Consider the following 22187-nt stretch of genomic DNA (forward strand, 5'->3'; position numbering starts at 1 on the left):
CCCGGGGTTCCACGAGTGACCGAATGCCCCGACCGGGGTGTGAGTCGCTTAACGAAAACTTCATGTAGCGTATATCTCGAAGCTTAGGCTAAGCTAATCGCCAGATGGCGCACATCTGGACCGAATCTTTTGCTGAAGGAAGTAGTACAACATGGTTTCGTCACGTCTCCGTCTGGGTGCGGTGGTCGGTGCTCTGGCTCTGACCCTGGCCGGCTGCGGCTCCTCGGGCTCCGAGGACCAGGCTGCCGCCGAGAGCACCGCCAGCACCGTCACCGTCACGGACAACAACGGTGAGCAGACCGTTCCCAGCCCGCCGAAGTCCGTTGTCGCCACTGACAACCGCACCTTCGAGACCCTCGACACCTGGGGCATCAAGCTCAGCGCCGCCGCTGTCGGCCTCATGCCCGAGGGCCTGTCGTACACGACGGACGAGTCGATCAAGGACCTCGGCTCGCACCGCGAACCTGATCTGGAGCAGGTCGCGGCCGTCAAGCCCGACCTCATCGTCAACGGTCAGCGCTTCGCCGACTACCACGATGACCTGCAGAAGCTGGCTCCCGAGGCCACCGTGCTCGAGCTCGACCCCCGTGACGGCGAGCCGTTCGACGAGGAGCTCAAGCGCCAGACCACGGTGCTCGGCGAGGTGTTCGGCAAGCAGGACGAGGCGAAGAAGCTCGTCGACGACTTCGATGCCTCGATCGAGCGGGCGAAGGCCGCGTACAACGGCAGTGACAAGTCCATGGGCCTCATCACCTCGGCGGGCGACATCGGATACGTCGCTCCGTCCGTCGGCCGCACGGTCGGTCCCGTCTTCGACATCCTCGAGCTCAAGCCCGCGCTCGAGGTTCCCGAGGGCAGCGAGGATCACCAGGGCGATGACATCTCCGTCGAGGCGATCGCGAAGTCCCAGCCCGACCTCATGATCGTCATGGACCGCGACGCCTCCTTCTCCGCCGAGGAGCGCGAAGAGGGATCGGCCCCCGCGGCCGAGGTCCTCGAGAAGTCCGAGGCCCTCAAGGACGTGCCCGCGGTGAAGAACGACAAGATCGTCTACTTCCCCGAGGACACCTACCTCAACGAAGGCATCCAGACCTACACGGAGTTCTTCAACAGCTTCGCCGACAAGCTCGAGGCCGAGAAGTAGACCGGAACTGAGGAAGCCGCCGCCTCCGCGCGGCGGCTTCGCCTTCACGGCGGTGGACGCGGCCCGCGCGGCCCGTCCACCGCCAAATCACGATTGAGATCCCGCATGACCAGATCAGACAACGCCGGCCCGACCCCGGGCCCCCGCCTCGCCGAGGTGGACGGGCCGCACTCGGATCCGCGGAGTTCCGCGGACCGATCGGGAGCAGCCGCGGACAAGGGCGGCCTGCTGAGCTGGAAGCTGCTGCTCGCCACGCTCGGCGTGCTCGTGCTCCTCGGGCTCTCGCTCTTCACCGGTGTCTACGACATCGTCGGTGCCGAGGACGGCGGCGAGATGTTCCAGATCACCCGGGTGCCGCGCACGATCGCGCTGGTGCTCGCGGGGGCCGCGATGGCGATGTGCGGTCTGGTCATGCAGCTGCTGACGCAGAACCGATTCGTCGAGCCGACGACGACGGGAACCACCGAATGGGCGGGCCTCGGGCTCATGCTCACGGTCATCCTCTACCCGGACGCCTCGATCCTCGCGCGGATGCTCGGCGCGATCATCGCCGCGTTCATCGGCACCCTCGTCTTCTTCCTGTTCCTCCGCCGGGTCTCGCTGAAGTCCTCGCTCATCGTGCCGATCGTCGGCATCATGCTCGGTGCCGTCGTCGGTGCGATCTCCACATTCGTCGCCGTCCAGACGGACATGCTCCAGAACCTCGGGATCTGGTTCGCCGGCAGCTTCACGTCGATCCTCCGCGGACAGTACGAGATCCTCTGGGTCGTCGCACTCGTCGTCGTCGCCGTCTTCATCACCGCCGATCGGTTCACCGCGGCGGGCCTGGGCAAGGAGATCTCGACGAACATCGGGCTCAACTACAACCAGATCATCCTCATCGGCACGATCCTCGTCGCGATTGCCACCGGGGTGGTCACGGTGGTCGTCGGCAACCTTCCGTTCCTCGGCCTCATCGTGCCCAATGTCGTTTCGATGCTGCGCGGCGACGACCTCCGCAGCAACCTGCCCTGGGTGTGCCTGCTCGGCATCGCGATCGTCACCATCTGCGACATCGTCGGCCGGATCATCATCATGCCGTTCGAGGTCCCGGTGTCGCTGATCCTCGGCATCGTCGGCGCGGCCGTGTTCGTCATCCTGCTGCTTCGGCAACGGAGCCGAGGCTGAGATGGAGGAGAACACAGTGACGACCAAGCCCGTGACGACCGAGCCCGCGACGAGCGAGCCCGTGGCGACGGAGCCCATGGCGAGTCGGGAGGCGGCCGAGCCCCCAACGGCCGAGTCCGTGTCGACCCCGGAGGCGACCGCGACCTCCGTTGGGAACTCCGCCGCGATCTCCGTTCGGAACGCTGAAACCTCTGCCCGGGACTCCGCGACCTCCATCAAAGCGGCGGGCGGACACCGCCACTCGGGGTCATTGGCGACCTCCCGAGCCAAGCGGCGCTACTGGGTGACCATGGCCATCCTCGGCGTCCTCGCCGTGGCGATCGCCTTCGGCCTCCTGGCCTGGGACAACCCGCTGCCGATCACCGACGAGGGATTCTGGCTCATCGCCGAGATGCGGGCGCAGAACCTCATCGTCATCGCGATGGTCGCGCTGTGCCAGGCGTTCGCCACGGTCTCGTTCCAGACGGTGACGAACAACCGGATCATCACCCCCTCGATCATGGGATTCGAATCCCTTTACGTCGCGATCCAGACCGGCACGATGTACTTCTTCGGCGTCACCGCGCTCGTCGACCTCAAGGGGCTCACCCCCTTCGCCCTGCAGCTGCTGCTCATGGTGGGGCTCTCGCTCATGCTCTACGGGTGGCTGCTGTCGGGCAAGTACGCGAACATCGAGATCATGCTGCTCATCGGCGTGGTCATCGGCGGTGGACTCGGGTCGGTGGCGACCTTCATGCAGCGGACCCTGACGCCGAGCGAGTTCGACGTGCTCTCCGCGCGGCTCTTCGGGTCGATCGCGAACGCGGACTCGAGCTATCTGCCGCTGGCGATCCCCCTCTGCCTCATCGCGTGCACCCTGCTCTACCTCAGCTCCTCGCGGCTCAACGTGCTCGCCCTCGGGAAGGGGATGACCGGGAACCTGGGGCTGAGGCACAAGATCGAGACGATGAAGGTCCTGTTCCTCGTCTCCATCCTCATGGCCGTGTCCGTGTCGATGATCGGGCCGATGATCTTCCTCGGCTTCCTCGTCGCGATGCTCGCCTACCAGTTCGCCGACACCTATGACCACCGGTACGTGCTGCCGATGTCCGGGCTCATCGCATTCGTCGTCCTCGGCGGCGCGTACTTCGTCATGAAGAACCTCTTCTACGCAGAGGGCGTCGTGTCGATCATCATCGAAGTCGTCGGCGGCGGGGCATTCCTCTTCGTCATCCTGAGAAAGGGTCGCCTGTGATCACACTGAGCGAAGTCCGCAAGAGCTACAGCGACACGGTCGAGATCGGACCGGTCGACCTGCAGATCCCCGCCGGGGGTGTGACGGCGCTGGTCGGACCCAACGGGGCCGGGAAGTCGACCCTGCTGACGATGGTCGGCCGGCTGCTCGGCATCGACGAGGGCGCCATCGAGATCGCCGGCTACGACGTGGCCTCGACCAAGTCGAAGGACCTCGCCAAGATCGTCTCGATCCTGCGGCAGGAGAACCACTTCATCACCCGGCTGACGATCCGCCAGCTCGTCGGGTTCGGCCGCTTCCCCTACTCCAAGGGACGCCTGACCACCGCCGACGAGGAGATCATCTCGCGGGCCATCGACTTCCTCGAGCTCGGCGAGCTGGAGAACAGATTCATCGACGAGCTCTCCGGCGGGCAGCGTCAGCGGGCGTACGTGGCGATGGTGCTGGCCCAGGACACCGACTACATCCTCCTCGACGAGCCGCTCAACAACCTCGACATGAAGCACTCGGTGCAGATGATGCAGCACCTGCGCCGGGCCGCCGCCGAGATGGGGCGCACCGTCGTCATCGTCCTCCACGACATCAACTTCGCCGGTCACTACTCCGATCACATCTGCGCCGTGAAGCAGGGGAAGGTCGTCGAGTTCGGCACCCCGGACGAGATCATGGACGCCGAGGTGCTCTCCCGCGTCTTCGACACCCCCGTCGAGGTCATCGACGGCCCCCGCGGCCGGCTGGCCGTGTACTACTGAGCGCGGATTGCGTGCGCGGCCGCGCACGTTCCGGCGGCGCCCGTGGCGACCGCGCACGCTCCGGCGGTGCACGTTCCGGTTGCCGCACGCTCCGACGGTGCTGAGTGAGCACCACGTGGACACTGAGCACCTTGCACACCAGCTACCTCGTTATTCGGCGCGGGGTACCGCCGATTCTGTTCACATTTGATGCAGGGTGCTACCGACTCCGTTCACTTTTGGTGCAGGCGTTCAGATTTAAACCTGAACGACTGCACCAAATCTGAACGGAGCAGCTCCGCCGCCGCTGAAACTGCCACGAGACGCCCCCTCAGGCGGCGTTGCGGGCCCGCCACTTGTGCTCGGAAGGCTGTGCAGATCGAGGACGACTCATGCCTGATCGGTCTGTGGAGACATTCGCGTCTTCCACAACCAGTTGGATCGCGATCGACATCTGGTCCGGGCAGACGCCACCGTGTCGTCATGCACAACATCGTTCGCTACCAGACCTTCATCTCCGCAGGCGTCTCCACCCGGACGATCAGACAGGCTCTCGCATGCTGCCTGCTCAAGCTGTCCTGTGGGGTGTATTCCGTCGTCGTCGACTGCCATCGTCCGGAACATCGTCGGATAGCTGCGTTCATCGACGACAGAAAGTGGACGTCGTTCCACGAGCAGCGCACAGCCGCGGAACTCGAGGACGACTACAAGTACCAGGAGGTCCTCCAGAGGCTGCGGATCTGCCACTACCCGTGCTACAGGGGCGGCGACGTGATCTGGGGAATCTCGGCCGCTCATCTCCACGAGATTCCTCTCTTCGGAGTCGCGACCGGCCCCATTTCGGTTCTCCATCCCACCAGCGCGTCCCGGAGCAGCCAGATCGCGCGCACCGCTCGCGCCGTCGATGATGCGGACCTCTGCTGCGTCGAATCACTCACAGCGACCAGTCCGTACCGGACGTCGCTCGACCTCATTCGAATCCTGGGACAACAAGCAGCGTTCGCAGCGGCGGAGGCGACGTTGCGACGGTCGCTCCTGGGGAAGACAGAACCTGACTGGCTGCGGTTCGGCTATCCTGACGAGTTCACCGCACTCGGGCGCGAGAGGGTTGTGGACAACTTCTATCCGGTGATCGGCCGGTTGCGACAAGGTCGGGTCACAGCCCGACGGTTGGTCGACAACATCAGTCCGCTGTCCGAGAGCATTGCGGAGAGTTACTGCTCATTCTGCCTTCATGCAGTGAAACTGGGCGGCTTCGAGCAGCAGGTGAAGATCGCCGATGGCCGTGGCACGATCGCTCGAGTCGACTTCCTCCATCGAGAGTCGATGACGATCCTCGAGGTCGACGGGGTGGGGAAGTATGTGAAGGTCGGGCGGGACAAGATGAGCAGGGAAAGCTACCAGCACAATCGCCTGCTCGCACTTGGGTACACAGTTGTCCGCTTCCGTTTCCGGGATCTGCTCAACCCCAGCGATTTCGCCGCCAAGCTGTTCTCCCAGGCACCGAGGCTCAAACGGTTCGTCCGACGGTGAGTCGCTGCGCGTGAACGCGCAGGATTGGTGCCGACGGTGGCACGGCGCACAGAACGACGTCTCGATGAAGCGTGGTTCCAGTGCACTGACCGGCGTCTACGTCCTCGGTCGCACGACGACCCAGCGGCGCAGTCCGAGGACGATGACGGTGACCAGCCCGATGATGAGCAGGCCGTCGGCCGCGATGTAGAGGAAGTGCCAGCTCGAGCCGCCGTCGTCGACTCCGGCGAGCACGGCGTCCGTGCGCGAGTTGAGCAGAGGGCGGATGAGCGCGACCTTGATGGCGAGCACACCCATGAGGCCGAGGCTCACCCCGCGGAAGAGGGCGCCGACGGACTCCTTGAGCACCGCCCACAGCAGCGCCACCGCAATGGCGATCTCGACCCAGTTCATCGCCGTGAAGACCAGCCGCCCGATCCCGAGTCCGAGGGGGATCGTGATTCCCGGCGCCTGGAACTTCAACGGCGCCTCGATGAGCGAGATACCGATGATGAGTCCGAGCCAGACCGCCGGCAGGACGATGCGCAGTCCTGCGGCCAATTGGGAGTCCCGAGAGCTGAAGAACGTTGTCATGTTTCGGATTCTACTCCTCGTAGAATCGAGGTGGAGCGCGGCTCGGAGCGCGGTCCGCGCCACCGTCGAGCTGGGTTCGGGCTCCGGCCGAATCGTCGGTCGCGGCACCATGGTACCCGGGCTCGGACTCCGGCCGAATCGTCGGTCGCGGCACCATGGTAGCCGGGCTCGGACTTCCGGCCGAGGACCGGTTGGACCCTGGTGGACATCGCATGTGCGACCCGGCCGAGGACCGGTTGGACCCCGGCCGGCACCGCAAGTGCGACCCCGGCGCAGCGGCCCGCCGAGGCGCAGAGCGCGGAAGCAGGGTGACGCGGGCGCCGCCCTAGACTGGGGTCCATGCGTCTGTTCTCCAACGCCGTCGTGCGCACCTTCTCCCCTTCACTCGGCACCCATCCGCAACCGCACAGTGCGACCGGCACCCATCCGCAACCGCACAGCGCCCACCCGTACGCACGCAGTACCCCGGACGACACGGCCCCTGTCCCCGACTCGATCCTCGTCGAAGGAGAGAAGATCGTCGCCGTCGGGACCCGCGCTCAGCTGCTCGACATCGCGGAGTCGTCCTCGGCGAGGACCGCCGCGCTCGCCTCGGCGGGCGGTATCGGGGCCACCTCGGTGACTCCGGGCGCGGGCCTCGAGGAGATCGACTGCGGCGGGCAGATCATCCTCCCCGGCTTCGTCGACGCGCACATGCACTCGATCGCGTACGCGGACTCCCTGACCAATCTCGACCTGTCGACGCTGGGGTCCCTCGCCGAGGCGGTCGCCGCCATCCGTGAACGTGCCCAGGCCATGCCGGTCGGATCCTGGGTGCTCGGCGCAGGTTGGGACCTCAACAAGTGGGACGATCCGCGTCCGCCCGACCGGGAGCTGCTCGACCGGGCGGTGCCCGACCACCCGGTCGCGATGTGGTCGGTCGACCTCCACACCCTGTGGGTCAACGCCCGGGCGCTGGAGATCGCAGGTATCGACGCGCTCACCCCGGACCCCTCGGGCGGCGAGTTCGTCCGCGACCCAGACGGCCAGCTCACCGGCCTGATCAGGGAGGAGGCGACCGGGCTCGTTGCACGGTTCGTCCCCGAACCCACCCGCGAGGAGCAGGTCGAGAGGCTCGCGACCACCCAGCAGCTGTTCCTCTCCCAAGGGCTGACCGGCCTCCACGATTTCGACGGCATGGCCTCGACGCTCGCCTGGACCGACCTGCGGGAGGCGGATCGGCAGCACCTGCGTGTGATGAAGTACCTGCGCGGCAACGAGGTTCCCTGGGCGATCGAGACCGGGTGGCGCACCGGCGACGGGGACGACTGGCTGCGCCGAGGCGGACTCAAGCTCTTCTCCGACGGTGCCCTCGGCTCGCACACCTGCCACATGTCGGTGCCGTTCCCGACCCCGGTTCCGGCGGGAGTCGCGGCAGCCGGGTCATCGTCGGGAGCGGGCTCGCCTACGGGAACCGCCCCGGCGAAGGCACCGGAATCGTTCGGAGCGACCGGCGGCCACGACGTCGAGGCGAACTACGGCATCGCCCAGATGACGGAGGACGAGCTCTTCGAGCAGGCGCGGATGGCGACGGAGGCGGGCATCTCCGTGGCGATCCATGCGATCGGCGATCAGGCGAACCACCACGTGCTCAACGTCTTCGAGCGTCTGCGACCGGTCACCAGGGCCGCCGAGGAGAAGCACCGGCGGCCGCTGCGCCACCGGGTCGAGCACGCCCAGTTCATCCAGCCGGCCGACGTCGCGCGCTTCCGCGCCCTTGACGTCATCGCCTCGATGCAGCCGCGCCACTGCATCTCCGACCTGCACCTGCTCCATCTCATCGACGCCTCCGCGCGGCTCGCCGCCTATGCCTGGCCCGACCTGATCGAGGCCGGCGCCCACGTGGCCTTCGGCTCCGACGGGCCGGTCGAGCCGGCGAACCCGTTCGCCGCGATCTATGCCGCGATGACCAGGGCGGACATTTCCGGAGACCCGGCCACGAGCTTCCAACCGCCAAGGAGGCTCACCGCCGCCGAGGCGATCCGCCGGCACACGCAGGGACCGGCCTTCGCCGCCGGCCTCGAGGGCAGGCGGGGCTTCCTGGCTCCGGGGATGGATGCCGACTTCATCATCGTCAACACCGACCCCTGCACCGCGGACGGCCTCCGCGGCGCAGGGTGGGGCGGAGACAGAACGGTGAATCGCGCCGAGGCGGCCGGCGGTACCCCGGCAACCCGCGCCGAGACGGCCGGACGCACCCCGGCAACCCGCGCCAAGACGGCCGGACGCACCCCGGCAACCCCAGCCGAGGCGGCCGGTCGCACCCGGGCACCTCGCGCCGAGGTGGCTGCGAGTCGCGACGGACTGCTCGGCTACGCGAGCGAGGAGGCGCTCTTCGCCCACGCCTCGGCGATCAGGGACACCACGGTGGCGATGACGGTGGTCGGCGGAGAGGTGAGGTACTCCGCCTGAATCGCCTACTTCGAGCCGATGATACGACGGACGAACGCCTCGGCGTGGCCGCTGAGGGTGGCGATGCGCCGCGCGATGAACGCGTCCGGGTCGTTCTGCCCCTCGATCGCACGAGGGGGTGTTCGCACGAGCTCCGAGCAGGTGAAGTCACCGTGGATGAGCGTGCCCAGGGTGTTTCCGTTGCGACCGGACGAGCCGGCCTTCTTGGCGACGAACATCGTGACATTGCCGAGTTCGTGGATGTCCTCACACCAGTTGCACATCGCCTGGCTCTTCGTCGACGGGGCCGAGCGCAGCACGAGTCCGCGCGGGACACCGTCGACGGGCACGATGACATAGGCGCGCTGGGGGACCTTGGGATCCGTCCAGCCGATGTACTCGCGGTCGGTCCAATCGACCTCGACGAGGTGGTCGGGGACCCGGATCTTCTCGGCCTCACGACGGGAGGCGTTGACGAAGGACTTCCTGATCTGGTTCTCGGTGAGCTGTTCCATTGTCAGACTTTCTGTACGGGCTCCGATGACGGCATCGTTCACTGACGAGACTCGTCCTGCCCGGCCGGACGATGCGGTCAGTGCACCAGCGGTTCGGACGCGACGTCTCGGACCCGCGCGAGGGCACGAGCTGCTCGCTGGGGGAACGAGCCGCCTCGAGGGCACGAGTCGCCCGTGAGCGTGCGAGGACAAGGCCAGGCGTGCTTCCGCTGATCACGAACGGTCCGTGGTGTGAACCATGATCGGCCCGCGAAGTGAGCCGTCATCGGTCGGCGATGTGAAGGACTGGTCGTCAGTTGGATGACATCGTAAGCGGTGGGGGTTTCTGATCGGGCAAGTCGCGCACAGGCACGACTCACGGCTCATTCGGGACGCGCCGGCGACAATCGCGAACGGGCGCTCGCCTCGAATGAGTGAGGGGACATCAGACTAGAAACTGGCCACGAGGGCCACCGATCCCTTCTCCCGAATACCGTGGGAGGCTCGACGATGAATGACGAGCCAGTAGCTTACTCCCCGGAGGCGACGCTCGGCAAGGACCGGTCTGGTTCCGCTGGTCGCGCTGGCACGCTCCGAACCCGCTTGAGGATCCGCCGCAGTCCCTGCGCATACCGCCTCGCCATGTGCTGCTGACCGGCCACCACCAGGGGTGCGACCGTGCGCAACGGCGCAGGCTCGGGGACGGAGGTCGACGTGATGGTGACGCCGAGGCGACCGTCCGTGCCGATCGAGACGAGGAACGTCTCCTCCCCGCTGACGAGATGACCAGGCAGCGTGCGGTAGGTGAAACCCGCGCAGGTCGCGGTGTCGACCACCTCGGTGATCTCGCAACCGCCGACCGGGACCGTGAGCACCCGCCGGCGCCGAGGTGGGAGCGGCCAGAGTGCATCGAGCCGGAGCTCGACGCGACGACCGACGTCGACCCGCCGCCGGGGGCGGATGAGCACCCCGGCGGCTTCGTGCAGCTCCCATGTGAGCACGGCCTCGCGGGCCGCGGGGAACAGGTCGGCCGCGCCCAGGTCGAGCGTGCAGGAGAGGTGGTTGCCCTCGGAACCCTGCCGCAAGGAGTTCGGACACGTCACGTCCGTCGCCTTGCCTGCTCTTTGTGATCGTCGGCACATCCTGCTTAGGATACAAGCATCGCACCGAGCGACCGTTCGGTACACAAGCGAGCATGCGAGCACCTGAACTCACGGACCGGGAATGCGATCCTTCGATGCTCGACCGGCTCGTCGCCGCGACCCGAGGAGAAGCATGACCGCTGGTTGGAGTTCCGAGTCTCGGCCGAGTCCTACTCGCCTGGGCCCTCGCCGGTTCGAAGGCCAGGTCGCCCTCATCACCGGGGCCAGCCGTGGCATCGGACTCGGCATCGCGAAACGACTCAATGCCGAAGGGGCGACCGTTGTCCTCACCGCGCGGAAGCCGGACGCCCTCGCCGAGGCGGTCGCGGAGTTCCCCACGGGCACTGCGCTCGGCATCGCCGGCAAGGCCGATGACCCCGCCCATCGGGCCGAGGTGTTCGACACCGTCGCCGAGAAGTTCGGTCGCCTCGACATGCTCGTCACCAACGTCGGCATCAACCCCGTCTACGGACCCACCGTCGACATCGACCTCGACGCCGCCCGGAAGATCCTCGACGTCAATGTCCTCGGAACGCTCGCCTGGGTGCAGGGGGCGGTGCACCACGAGCGCCTGGGATTCCGACGCAACAGGGGTCGGATCGTCAGCGTCTCGTCGGTCGCCGGCTCCACACCCAGTCCGGGCATCGGCTTCTACGGCGTCTCGAAAGCCGCGATCTCGCACCTGACGACGACATTGGCGGTCGAGCTCGGTCCCGACATCCGCGTCAATGCCGTGGCGCCGGCGGTGGTGAAGACGAGCTTCGCCCGCGCCCTCTACGAAGGCCGCGAGGACACAGTCGCCGAGGCGTACCCCCTCAAGCGTCTGGGTACGCCGGAGGACATCGGGGCCGCCGTCGCCTACCTGGCCTCGAGCGACGCCGACTGGATCACCGGGCAGGTGCTCACGGCCGATGGCGGACTCATCGCCGCCGGCGGAACCGCCTGAGCCGGGCGGCCTGGGTGGAACCGCGGCTGAACGAAACCTGCCAGAACCGAACCGCGGCTGGGCCAGACTGCGGCTGAACGAAACCCGCCCGAGTCGAACCGCGGCTGACCCGGGCACCTGACCCGGCTCCCCGCCCGATGCGTCCCGGCTGGCTCCCGCCGCCCGAATCAACCCGACCTCACTCCAGCAGCTTGTCGGTGAGTGCCGCCGACAGCTCCTCGATCAGGTCCAGAGGGGAGGTGTCGACGGTCGCGCCCTCCCACGTCCCCTGCTTCCGGTCGGGCCGCGCGACGATCTCGATGTCGAGGTACCCGGGCTCGGTCGCTTCGCCGAGAGCGATCTGCGCCCTCCGGTTCGAGTTCCACCCCTCGGTCTCGGCCTCCCCGATGATCGCCGCATGCCCATTGACCTCGGTGAATGAGGCACCCGCCGGAGCGACGGAGTCGAGGGTCCCGGTGGACGCCTGGAGTCGGACGACGAGGGAGTGCCGGGACTCGACGAATTCGCACACCGCCTCGTCGTCCTCGCGCAGCGTCGCCTCCCGCAGGGCGGTCACCCCGGTCAGCCCCGGGTTCGCGAACTCGTCCTGCACGGTCGATCGGGCGGCAGCGCAGAGGACAGTGGGGTCGGCCTCGGACTCCATCATCACCTCGGCGGGGGCGTCCGGGATCTCCACGGAATCCGGGACGGGGGCGCACAGGCGCTCGGCCGGGGAGAGGGCATCGGCGCAGGCTCCCACCGCGGGCCCATCGTTCTCGTCGGCGGAGTAGAGCGGGACCGGTCCGGACGCCTGGGCGGGCTTGGCCGCCTTCACCGCCGGGACCGCCTCCTCGGCGAGGGCGATCGCGTCGGTGCAGGTGGCGGCCTCCACCTCGGCGCGGATGACGTCCCCGTCGGAGCGGGCCGATGCGGTCTTCGCATCCCACAGCAGCCGGCACGAACCGTCGTCGTCGGCTTCGTCATCGGGGTCGGAGCTGAAGAGGAGGACGTCAGTGCCGTCGATCGTGAGCAGGGGGTAGTCGTCGAACCGGCCATCGGCGCGCAGGGTCTGCAGAGGTTCGGAGTAGCGGAAGAGCAGGCCCTTCTCGGGGTGGACGGCGACGAAACCGGAATCGTCCTCCCGCCACAGACCGCATCGGTCCAGGGACGCGCCGAGCCCCTCCCGCGGTTCGATGACCATGCCCGTCGGCGGGGTGCCGACGAGCGGGGCGAAGACGTCGCACGCGACGATCCCGTCGTCGTCCCTGCGCTGATAGGTGGAGGAATCCGCGCTCAGTGACTGCACCGCCCGGGAGGCGAAGGCCTCGGGCTCGGCGCAGTCGTAGCCGTAGTCGGTGTCCTGGGAGAAGACGATCGCGTGCTCGTGGTCGACGGGGATCGAGATCGCACAGCGGCCGAGCTTCTCGCTGTTGCGGTAGGCCTTCGTTCCCGCCAGCGCGATCTCGTCCTCCCAGAAGCGCTGGTGCTGACCGAGCTCGGAGTACACCTCGACGCGGACGCGCTCGTGGAGCACGCAGCTGAACAGCTCCCGCCACTTGTCGCCGTCGTCGATGCCCAGATCCGCGCTGGTTTCGGAGTCGAGCAGCGCGCACGGGTCGAGGGCGGCCAGCCGGGTGCGCACCTCGGCGGCATCGCGGTCGGCCGCAGGAGGGGGAACATCGCGATCGACCGGCGGAAGGGGTGTGAGCGTGGTCGTGCACCCGGCGAGCAGCCCGACGACCACCGTGATCAGAGCCGCCGACACAGCCCGCGATCGTCTCATCCTCGACCCTTCCTCGCACCGAATCAGCTCAGTATAGAGCGGCCCGGCCCGCGCGAACTGCGGTGTCGCCCCCGTGCCACGCGCGCGAATCCCCATGCCACCCGCGCCCGTTCGGGCGGCCCGGCCCCGTGTCACCCGCGCCCGTTCCGACGGCCCGACCCCGTGCCGCCCGCGCGAATCCCCTTGTCACCCGCCGATGTTGTCCGCGCGCGTTCACACCACTAGGATGAGGTGCATAAACACATAGCTGCCGCTACGACATGAGGTGGGAGAGCTGCGATCCGCAGCGCCGTAGGTGCAATTCCCTCCCCGGGAAACTCTCAGGCCCAGTACCACCGATTGCAGGCACATCTGAAGGACGTCTCCACTCCTCGACCACGCCCGCGCGACCAGCTCGCCGGTGCCCGACGTCGAGTGCCGCGCCCGACAGATCGGGGAGGACTGCTCACTGCACAGTGCGTCCTCCCACAGGTGGACGCCGCCTAGGACACAAGGACGGCAATGACAAGTTCACTCGCCCACACCACTCGGCCGACCGGGGACACCAAGCGCCCGTTCTCCGACCGTCACATCGGTCCCCGCGCCACCGACATCGAGGAGATGCTCGAGGAGCTCGGCTACGACTCCCTCGAAGCCCTCTCGAACGCCGCGGTGCCCGAGTCGATCCAGATCGACGGCCTCGACTTCCACTCCGGCCACTCCGAGGTCGCGGTGCTGTCCGAACTGCGCGACATCGCCGCGAAGAACACCACCCGCAAGCAGATGATCGGCCAGGGCTACTACGACACGATCACGCCCGCGGTCATCCGCCGCAACCTCGTCGAGAATCCCGCCTGGTACACGGCCTACACCCCCTACCAGCCGGAGATCTCCCAGGGCCGCCTCGAGGCCCTCCTCAACTTCCAGCAGGTCATCCAGGACCTCACCGGGCTCGACATCGCCAACGCCTCCCTCCTCGACGAGGCCACCGCCGTCGCCGAGGCCGTCCTCCTCATGCGCCGCGCGGTGAAGAAGGGCACGACGGTCGTCCTCGACTCCGAGCTCCACCCGCAGACCATCGCCGTGGTCCGCGCCCGCGCCCGGGCGATGGACTTCCGCGTCGCGGTCGCCGATCTCTCCGCCGGTCTCATCGGCGAGGACATCTTCGGCATCGTCTGCGCCCAGCCCGGCACCACCGGTGCCATCCGCACCTTCGCCGAGGCGGTCGACGGCGCCCATGACCGCGGAGCCCTCGTCACCTTCGCCGCCGACCTCCTCGCCCTGACCCTGCTCAAGGACCCCGCCTCGCAGGGCGCCGACATCGCCGTGGGCTCGGCTCAGCGCTTCGGCGTCCCCCTGTTCTTCGGCGGACCGCACGCCGGCTTCATGGCGGTGAAGTCCGGGCTCCAGCGGCAGCTGCCCGGCCGGATCGTCGGCGTGTCCAAGGACGCGCAGGGCAAGCCCGCCTACCGCCTCGCGCTCCAGACCCGCGAACAGCACATCCGCCGGCAGAAGGCGACGAGCAACATCTGCACCGCGCAGGCCCTGCTCGCCAATGTCGCCTCGATGTACGCCGTCTACCACGGCCCCGTGGGCCTGACCCGCATCGCCTCCCGCGTCCACCGCCTGGCCCAGGCCTTCGCCGCGGCGATCGACACCGCCCCCGGCGCCGAGGTGGTCACCCGGGAGTTCTTCGACACCGTCGCCATCCGCGTCGTCAACTCCGAGACCGCCCGCCTCGTCGCCGACGCCGCCGGATTCAACATCCGCGTCATCGACCCGACGACGATCGGCGTGTCCTTCGGCGAATCCCACACGGTCACCGATGCCAACGCCCTCCTCGCGGCCCTCGGCGTCACCGCCCGGATCGAGACGGACGACTTCAAGGCCGCGGCCGCGGGGACCTTCGGACCCAACACCGTGCCCGAGCCGCAGTTCGACTCCGCGCTCCACCGCACGACCGAGTTCCTCACCCACCCGGTGTTCAACTCCCACGGCTCCGAGACCTCGATGATGCGCTACCTGCGGACGCTCGCCGACCGCGACCTCGCACTCGACCGGACGATGATCCCGCTGGGCTCGTGCACGATGAAGCTCAACGCCGCCGCGGAGATGGAGGCCATCACCTGGCCGGAGTTCGCGAACATCCACCCCTTCGCCCCCACGGAGCAGACTCTGGGCTGGCGCGAGCTCATCTTCCGCCTCGAATCCGCCCTCGCCGAGATCACGGGCTACGACCGGGTCTCCCTGCAGCCCAACGCCGGCTCCCAGGGTGAGCTGGCCGGTCTGCTCGCCATCCGCAGCTACCACGTCGCCAACGGCGAGCCCGAGCGCACCGTGTGCCTGATCCCGCAGTCCGCGCACGGCACCAATGCCGCCTCCGCGGTGCTCGCCGGACTCCAGGTCCAGGTCGTCGGCACCGCCGAGGACGGCTCGGTCGACATGGCCGACCTCGAGGCCAAGATCGAGAAGAACGGCGATCGCCTCGCCGCGATCATGATCACCTACCCGTCGACCCACGGCGTGTTCGAACCCCAGGTCCGCGAGGTTTGCGACAGGGTTCACGCCGCCGGCGGTCAGGTCTACGTCGACGGGGCGAACCTCAACGCCATGGTCGGCCTCGCCAAGCCCGGCGAGTTCGGCGGCGACGTTTCTCACCTCAACCTCCACAAGACCTTCTGCATCCCCCACGGCGGTGGCGGTCCCGGCGTCGGACCGGTCGCGGTGCGTGCGCACCTCGCCCCCTACCTCCCCGGCGATGCCACCTCGGCGGAGCTCGTCGCCAACGCCGAGGACGCGAACAACCTCCCGATCTCCGGATCGATGTTCGGTTCGGCCGGAGTGCTGCCGATCAGCTTCGCCTACCTCGAGCTGATGGGCGCCGAGGGTCTGCGCGAGGCCTCCCGGGTGGCCCTGCTCGGAGCGAATTACATCGCGAGCAAGCTCGGCGACATCTTCCCGCCGCTCTACTCGGGTCAGAACGGCCTCGTCGCCCACGAGACCATCCTCGACCTGCGCGACATGACCGCGAAGACGGGCGTGACCGCCGAGGACGTCGCCAAGCGGCTCATCGACTACGGCTTCCACGCACCCACCCTGTCTTTCCCCGTGCCCGGGACACTCATGGTCGAACCCACGGAGTCCGAGGACAAGTCGGAGCTCGACCGGTTCATCGAGGCGATGCGCTCCATCCACGCCGAGATCGAGGCGATCGGCACCGACTACTCGTACGAGGAGTCCCCGCTCGCGGCCGCTCCGCACCCGGCGACCGTCGTCATGGACGACTGGGACGCCAAGTACACCAGGGAGCAGGCGGTGTTCCCGGTCAGCGGTCTGCGCCAGACCAAGTACTTCCCGCCGGTGAGCCGCATCGACGGCGCCTACGGCGACCGCAACCTGGTGTGCTCCTGCCCGCCGCCCGAGGCCTTCGAGGAGAACTCCGCGGCCGATGAGAACGAGGACGACTGATGAGCACCGAGATCCCGCTGCATGACATCCACGCCGAGCTCGGCGCGACCTTCACCGACTTCGGCGGCTGGGACATGCCTCTGAAGTACGGCTCGGAACTCGCCGAGCACCGCGCCGTGCGCGAGGCCGCCGGGATCTTCGACCTCTCCCACATGGGCGAGGTGCGGATCACCGGTCCCGCCGCGGCCGCGTTCCTCGACTACGCGCTCGTCGCGAAGTACTCGACGATGAAGAACGGCCGCGCCAAGTACGGCGTCATCGTCACCGAGGCCGGTTACCTCCTCGACGACCTCATCACCTACCGGATCGGCGACGAGGAGTTCCTCGTCGTCCCCAACGCCTCGAACACCCCGGTCGTGGTCGAGGCACTCGAAGCCCGGCTGCAGCACTTCGTCACCGAGGTCGAGCCTGCCGCCGAGGTGACGCTGACCGACGAATCGGCCCACACCGCGCTCATCGCGGTCCAGGGACCCGCCTCGGAGGCGATCGTCCTCAAGGCCCTCGACGCCGGCGCCGCGGGGGAGTTCGGGCCCCGTACCTCGGCGACGGATGCGGCCCCGCAGGCCGGCACCTCGGCGGGTGCCTCCTCCGTGGGTGCCGCCTCGGCGGGATCGACCTCCGCGACGGACGCGACGAGCGTCGGCGAGGCCGTGCGCGGACTGAAGTACTACGCATGGATGCCGCTGACGATCGCCGGGATCGATCTCATGCTCGCCCGCACCGGCTACACCGGTGAGGACGGCTTCGAGCTCTATGTGCCCGACATCGCCGCCGAGCGGCTGTGGGCCGTGCTGATGACCGCCGGCGCCGACCACGGACTCGTGCCCTGCGGGCTCGCCGCGCGCGACTCGCTGCGCCTCGAAGCCGGCATGCCGCTCTACGGCAACGAGCTCACCCTCGAGACGACGCCCTTCGACGCCGGCCTCGGCCGGATGATCGGGTTCGCGTCGAAGGGTGACTTCGTCGCCCGCGACGCGCTCGCGAGACTCGGGGAGACGGAGCCCGCGCGGGTCCTCGTCGGCCTCACCTCCGAGGGCCGTCGCGCCGCCCGCGCTGGATCGACGATCCACTCCGGCGGCGTCGAGGTGGGTGTCGTCACCTCGGGACAGCCCTCGCCCACGCTCGGCCACCCGATCGCCCTGGCCTATGTCGATCGCGAGCTCAGTGCGCCCGGCACTGCCGTGAGCGTGGACATCCGCGGCAAGGCCCACGACTTCACCGTCGCCGAGCTCCCGTTCCACACGCGCTCCTGAGACCCGCTGAGGAGCGCGCCGCGAGGCGCGCGGGCACCGTCCCGCGCGCCTGACCCACAACTCAATCCGCGGTCGTCGCAGTGCTCATACACTTGGACGACCGCAACCCCACGTGAAAGGAACCCCCATGGCCGAACTGCCTCCGCTCCCGGAGAACTTCACCTACTCCGCCGAGCATGAATGGATCAACGCCTCGGCGGACGACATCGTCGGCAAGACCGTCAAGGTCGGCATCACCGCCGTCGCCGCCGATGCCCTCGGCGAGGTCGTCTATGTCGACCTGCCCAGCGTCGGTGACACCGTCACCGCAGGTCAGACCTGTGGAGAGGTCGAATCGACGAAATCCGTCTCCGATCTCTACTCGCCGGTCACCGGTGAGATCGTGGCCGTCAACGATGCGGCCGTCGACTCGCCCGGGCTGCTCAACTCCGACCCGTACGGCGACGGCTGGCTGTTCGAGGTCAGCGTCACCGAACTCGGCGACGTGATGGATGCGGCAGGCTACGCCGAGGCGAACTCCCTCTAAGCCCACGTTCGCGGACAGTGTGGTCGGCGAAGGTCCAGCGGACCGGCCGGCCACACTGTTCCTTTATCAGAAACGGTGTTCTCCCTATGCCACTGAGCGTTTTCGATCTCTTCACCGTGGGCATCGGTCCGTCGAGTTCCCATACCGTCGGGCCCATGCGAGCGGCGTCGAGATTCCTCACCCTGCTCGGCGACCGGCTCGGCTCCGTGCAGGACATCAGGGTCGATGTCTTCGGGTCCCTTGCCGCCACCGGCGCCGGCCACGGCACCTTCGATGCGATCCTCCTCGGACTCGAGGGCTGCAGTCCCGAGACCGTCGAGGCCAACGAACTCAGCGCCCGACGCACGCGGATGGCCGAGACCGGCACGATCCTCCTCGGCGACTCCTCGCCCGCGACCGCAGGCGGGCCGGGTGACGGTCCCGCCGCCGGCTCCTCGCCGGCCGACGGCGGCTCGCGCGGCGTCGAGATCGCCTTCACCGAGGACGACATGGTCAAACGCCCCCTGACCGTCCTGCCCCGGCACACCAACGCCATGACCCTGACCGCCTTCGGCGCTGATGGTGAGGTCCTGGCCGAAGAGACCTACTACTCCGTGGGCGGCGGCTTCGTCACCTCGGAGACCGAGTTCCAGGAGAAGGAGAGGGCCGCCGAGGCGACCGCGGGCGGCCCTGCGACCGCGCAGGCGACGGGGCCCGCAGGTGACGAGTCGACCGACGCCGAGTCGACCGCGGGTGACGAGTCGACCGGCGCCGAGACGACCGTGGGGGAGGACGTGTCGTTCGCGGTCTCCGACGCCGTCGTCGAGGCGCAGCTGCAGGCCCACGCCGAGGAGCTGCCCTACCCGTTCCACTCCGCCGCCGAGCTCCTGCAGCGCTGCCGGGACAACGACCTGTCGATCGCCGAGCTCATGCTCGCCAACGAGAAGACGATGCGCGACGAGGAGGAGATCCGCGACGGGCTCCTCCACATCTACTCCGTCATGGAGGAGTGCGCCTCGAGCTCACTCGACCGCTCGGGCTACCTGCCGGGCGGCCTCAAGGTGCGACGTCGCGCCCACGACTGGTACCTGCGCCTCAAGGCCGAGGACCCCGACCGCAACCCGAAGTACTACCTCGAGTGGGTCAACCTCATCGCCATGGCCGTCAACGAGGAGAACGCCTCGGGCGGACGGGTCGTCACCGCGCCGACGAACGGAGCGGCCGGCATCATCCCCGCCGTCCTCCACTACGCGCTCAACTACGTCGACTCCGTCGTCGACGGCGGAGAGCAGGCGAAGCACGAGGCGATCATCGACTTCCTGCTCACCTCGGCGGCGGTGGGCGTCCTCTACAAGGAGCGGGCCTCGATCTCCGGCGCCGAGGTGGGCTGCCAGGGCGAGGTCGGATCGGCCTCGTCGATGGCCGCCGGAGGCCTGGCCGCGGTGATGGGCGGCACCCCGGAGCAGATCGAGAACGCCGCCGAGATCGCGATGGAGCACAACCTGGGCCTGACCTGCGATCCCATCGCCGGCCTCGTCCAGGTGCCGTGCATCGAGCGCAATGCGATCGCCGCGGGCAAGGCGATCAACGCGGCGAGGATGGCACTGTGGGGCGACGGCCAGCACCGCGTCAGCCTCGACGAGGTGATCGAGACGATGCGCCAGACCGGGGCCGACATGAGCTCGAAGTACAAGGAGACCGCGCTCGGCGGCCTCGCCGTCAACGTCGTGGAGTGCTGAGGGGCTGAGCCCGGCGGGCGGGAATAGACTGGCCGTCCTGGTCGAAGTCGCTGAGGGGGATCTCGATGAGCGGTCGGACGGCACCTGTCGCCGGTCTTCTGCTGGCAGCCGGTGGGGGACGACGGCTCGGAGCGCCCAAGGGTCTGATGCGCGACCCCGACGGCACACCCCGCGCGGCGCGCGTGAGCGACCAGCTGCACACCGCTGGCTGTGCCCCGATCGTCGTTGTGGTCGGTGCCGCCGCCGAGGAAGTTGCCGCACTGCTGCCGGCCTCGGTGCGGCCCGTCCGAGCCGAGGACTGGAGCGAGGGAATGGGCGGTTCGCTGCGCGCAGGATTGAATTCTCTGACCGGCATCGAGGCGGCTGCTGAGTCCCGTACGCCAGGCAGGAGCACTGTTCCTCCCCAGCCCGAAGCCGCACTCGTGATGCTCGTCGACCTTCCCGGCGTCAATGAATTCGCGGTTCGGCGCGTCATCACCCATGCCCGAGAGCATTTCCACGAGTTCGACGACGCCCTGGTTCGTGCGACATGGAACGGGCAACCCGGGCACCCTGTGCTGATTGGTCGTCGACACTGGCGCGCTGCCGCTGAATGTGCCGTAGGTGACCAGGGCGCTCGCGAACTCCTGTCCGGGCCGGGAGTCGAGACTGTCGAATGCGGGGACCTCGGCAGCGGAGCCGACGTCGACTACCCGGAGGACATCACCTCACTCCCCATGGTCAGACGGACGGACTCATGAGGCGGCTGTTCAACTCGCCGACCACGATCCGGGCCGGTCTCGATCTCCATGGGCACAGGAGACGGTCATCACGACGAGTCGCGGTAACCGTAATTGCAGACTGTCCGCCCAAGGAAGACCACGGTCGTCAGGAGAACTATCCCCATGCGTGACATCGCCGCGGGGCTGAGGCGGTGGCTGACGGGGGACGAGCCGTTCGTCCTCGCCGTCATCGCGAGGACCTGGTCGTCGGCGCCGCGACCGGCGGGCACAATGATGGCGGTCAGCTCCGGTGGCGAGGTGCTCGGCAGCCTCTCCGGCGGCTGCGTCGAAGGGGCCGTGTACGAGTTGGCGCAGGAGGTGCTCGACGACGGGCTGCCCCGCGCGGCACACTACGGAGTCAGCGACGACGACGCCTTCGCGGTCGGACTCACCTGCGGCGGTCACCTCGACGTCGTGCTGCGCCGCTTCCTCCCCCGCAGCGAGGAGGTCCGGCTGCTCACCGAGGCGGTGACCCGGCTCGACGCCGACGAGCCCTTCGCACTCGCGATGCCGGTGGCGACCGGAACGGCGACAGTCCAACCGGGAGAGCCGCTGGGCCGGCTCCTCCTGATCACGGATGCGACCGCCAAGGGAGCCCTGAGCTCGGCCCGGCTCGACGAGGCGATCGCCGCCGACGCCCGCGGCTGGCTGGCCGCCGGCCGCACCGGCATCCTCACGATCGGGACCGACGGGCAGCGCCTCCATGACGATCAGGAAGTCCTCGTCGTGTCGCTGACGCCTCGGCCGCGGATGATCGTGTTCGGCGCGATCGACTACGCGCGGGCCCTGGCCGAGCTCGCCTCGTTCGTCGGCTACCGCGTGACCGTGTGCGACGCGCGTCCGATCTTCGCGACCCCTCGACGCTTCCCCAGCGCCGACGAGGTCGTCACCCAATGGCCGCACCGATACCTCGAGGCGGAGATCGTTGCGGGACGGATCACTGCCACGACGGTCATTGCGATGCTCACCCACGACCTCAAGTTCGATGTGCCCCTGCTCGAGGTGGCATTGAGGTGCGAGGTCGGCTTCATCGGTGCGATGGGCAGCCGGCGGACGAACGAGCAGCGGGAGCAGCTGCTGCGAGAGGCGGGGATCGGCGAGGCCGAGCTCTCCCGCCTCCACGCTCCGATCGGACTCGACATCGGAGCACGCACCCCCGAGGCGACTGCAGTGTCGATCATCGCCGAGGTGGTCCAATGCCTGTGGGGCGGCTCGGGCCTCCCACTGCGGACGACGGACGGGCCCATCCATCAGATCTAGGCGTTGCAAAGACAGCTTCTCGCATACTTCCGCAGTCTGGAACTCTTATTCCACGACTGCCGAAAT

General features: G+C 68.2%; 17 protein-coding genes and 1 riboswitch. Of the genes, 13 read left to right on the forward strand and 4 right to left on the reverse strand.

The annotated features are described in order from the left end of the window. The first annotated feature begins 151 nt into the window (after positions 1-151). From DFO65_RS12510 to DFO65_RS12530, 5 genes are all read left to right on the forward strand, one after another. Complete coding sequence (locus DFO65_RS12510; protein WP_113904773.1) at positions 152-1144, forward strand: siderophore ABC transporter substrate-binding protein; 993 nt, start codon at positions 152-154, stop codon at positions 1142-1144. Between the two features lie 105 nt (positions 1145-1249). Continuing rightward, the gene (locus DFO65_RS12515) at positions 1250-2311 is read left to right on the forward strand and encodes an ABC transporter permease (protein WP_113904774.1); all 1062 of its coding nucleotides are present in this window, start codon (positions 1250-1252) and stop codon (positions 2309-2311) included. Positions 2312-2327: 16 nt separating this feature from the next. Next, complete coding sequence (locus tag DFO65_RS12520; protein WP_245940724.1) at positions 2328-3545, forward strand: iron chelate uptake ABC transporter family permease subunit; 1218 nt, start codon at positions 2328-2330, stop codon at positions 3543-3545. Then, positions 3542-4297, forward strand: a complete 756-nt coding sequence (locus tag DFO65_RS12525; RefSeq protein ID WP_113904775.1) for an iron ABC transporter ATP-binding protein — start codon at positions 3542-3544, stop codon at positions 4295-4297. The genes DFO65_RS12520 and DFO65_RS12525 overlap by 4 nt, the downstream gene beginning before the upstream one ends. Before the next feature lie 462 nt (positions 4298-4759). Beyond that, positions 4760-5809: a hypothetical protein gene (locus tag DFO65_RS12530; protein ID WP_113904776.1), complete on the forward strand. Its 1050-nt coding sequence runs from the start codon at positions 4760-4762 to the stop codon at positions 5807-5809. Positions 5810-5905: 96 nt separating this feature from the next. Here DFO65_RS12530 and DFO65_RS12535 read toward each other — a convergent pair whose 3' ends face one another. Further along, entirely contained in the window at positions 5906-6382 is a 477-nt protein-coding gene (locus DFO65_RS12535; RefSeq protein WP_113904777.1) for a hypothetical protein, read from the reverse strand. A gap of 339 nt (positions 6383-6721) precedes the next feature. Here DFO65_RS12535 and DFO65_RS12540 point away from each other — a divergent pair, with 339 nt between their 5' ends. After that, entirely contained in the window at positions 6722-8833 is a 2112-nt protein-coding gene (locus DFO65_RS12540) for an amidohydrolase (RefSeq protein ID WP_220151311.1), read from the forward strand. Positions 8834-8838: 5 nt separating this feature from the next. Here the strand turns inward: DFO65_RS12540 and DFO65_RS12545 are convergent, their stop codons facing one another. Both DFO65_RS12545 and DFO65_RS12550 read right to left on the reverse strand, forming a co-directional pair. Next, a complete protein-coding gene (locus DFO65_RS12545; protein WP_113904778.1) occupies positions 8839-9327 on the reverse strand; it encodes an FBP domain-containing protein in 489 nt (162 codons plus the stop codon). Between the two features lie 509 nt (positions 9328-9836). Continuing rightward, a complete protein-coding gene (locus tag DFO65_RS12550) occupies positions 9837-10409 on the reverse strand; it encodes a DUF1990 family protein (RefSeq protein WP_181778716.1) in 573 nt (190 codons plus the stop codon). 172 nt (positions 10410-10581) lie between these two features. On the opposite strand from DFO65_RS12550, the gene DFO65_RS12555 reads away from it, so the two are divergent. Then, positions 10582-11394: an SDR family oxidoreductase gene (locus DFO65_RS12555; RefSeq protein WP_113904780.1), complete on the forward strand. Its 813-nt coding sequence runs from the start codon at positions 10582-10584 to the stop codon at positions 11392-11394. A gap of 178 nt (positions 11395-11572) precedes the next feature. On the opposite strand, the gene DFO65_RS12560 is transcribed toward DFO65_RS12555, so the two are convergent. Beyond that, positions 11573-13156 carry a hypothetical protein gene (locus DFO65_RS12560; protein WP_147233354.1) on the reverse strand — a complete coding sequence of 528 codons (1584 nt, stop codon included), beginning with the start codon at positions 13154-13156 and terminating at the stop codon, positions 11573-11575. Between the two features lie 256 nt (positions 13157-13412). Further along, a riboswitch (glycine riboswitch) is annotated at positions 13413-13501 on the forward strand. Positions 13502-13657: 156 nt separating this feature from the next. Here DFO65_RS12560 and gcvP point away from each other — a divergent pair. The 6 genes from gcvP to DFO65_RS12590 all read left to right on the forward strand — a co-directional run bounded on the left by gcvP (position 13658) and on the right by DFO65_RS12590 (position 22121). Next, entirely contained in the window at positions 13658-16603 is a 2946-nt protein-coding gene (gene gcvP, locus DFO65_RS12565) for an aminomethyl-transferring glycine dehydrogenase (protein ID WP_113904782.1), read from the forward strand. Beyond that, positions 16603-17856, forward strand: coding sequence for an aminomethyl transferase family protein (locus tag DFO65_RS12570; RefSeq protein ID WP_113904783.1), 1254 nt, complete (start codon positions 16603-16605; stop codon positions 17854-17856). Before gcvP ends, DFO65_RS12570 begins: the two co-directional genes overlap by 1 nt. A 127-nt stretch (positions 17857-17983) precedes the next feature. After that, the gene (gcvH, locus tag DFO65_RS12575; RefSeq protein WP_113904784.1) at positions 17984-18382 is read left to right on the forward strand and encodes a glycine cleavage system protein GcvH; all 399 of its coding nucleotides are present in this window, start codon (positions 17984-17986) and stop codon (positions 18380-18382) included. Positions 18383-18468: 86 nt separating this feature from the next. Next, positions 18469-20100 (forward strand): L-serine ammonia-lyase, encoded by a 1632-nt coding sequence (locus DFO65_RS12580; protein WP_113904785.1) that lies wholly within the window; start codon positions 18469-18471, stop codon positions 20098-20100. A 65-nt stretch (positions 20101-20165) separates the two neighbouring features. After that, a complete protein-coding gene (locus DFO65_RS12585) occupies positions 20166-20840 on the forward strand; it encodes a nucleotidyltransferase family protein (protein ID WP_113904786.1) in 675 nt (224 codons plus the stop codon). Between the two features lie 144 nt (positions 20841-20984). Then, complete coding sequence (locus DFO65_RS12590; protein WP_113904787.1) at positions 20985-22121, forward strand: XdhC family protein; 1137 nt, start codon at positions 20985-20987, stop codon at positions 22119-22121. Positions 22122-22187: the final 66 nt, after the last annotated feature.

It is taken from the genome of Brevibacterium sanguinis, assembly GCF_003315415.1.
Classification (GTDB): Bacteria; Actinomycetota; Actinomycetes; order Actinomycetales; family Brevibacteriaceae; genus Brevibacterium; species Brevibacterium celere_A.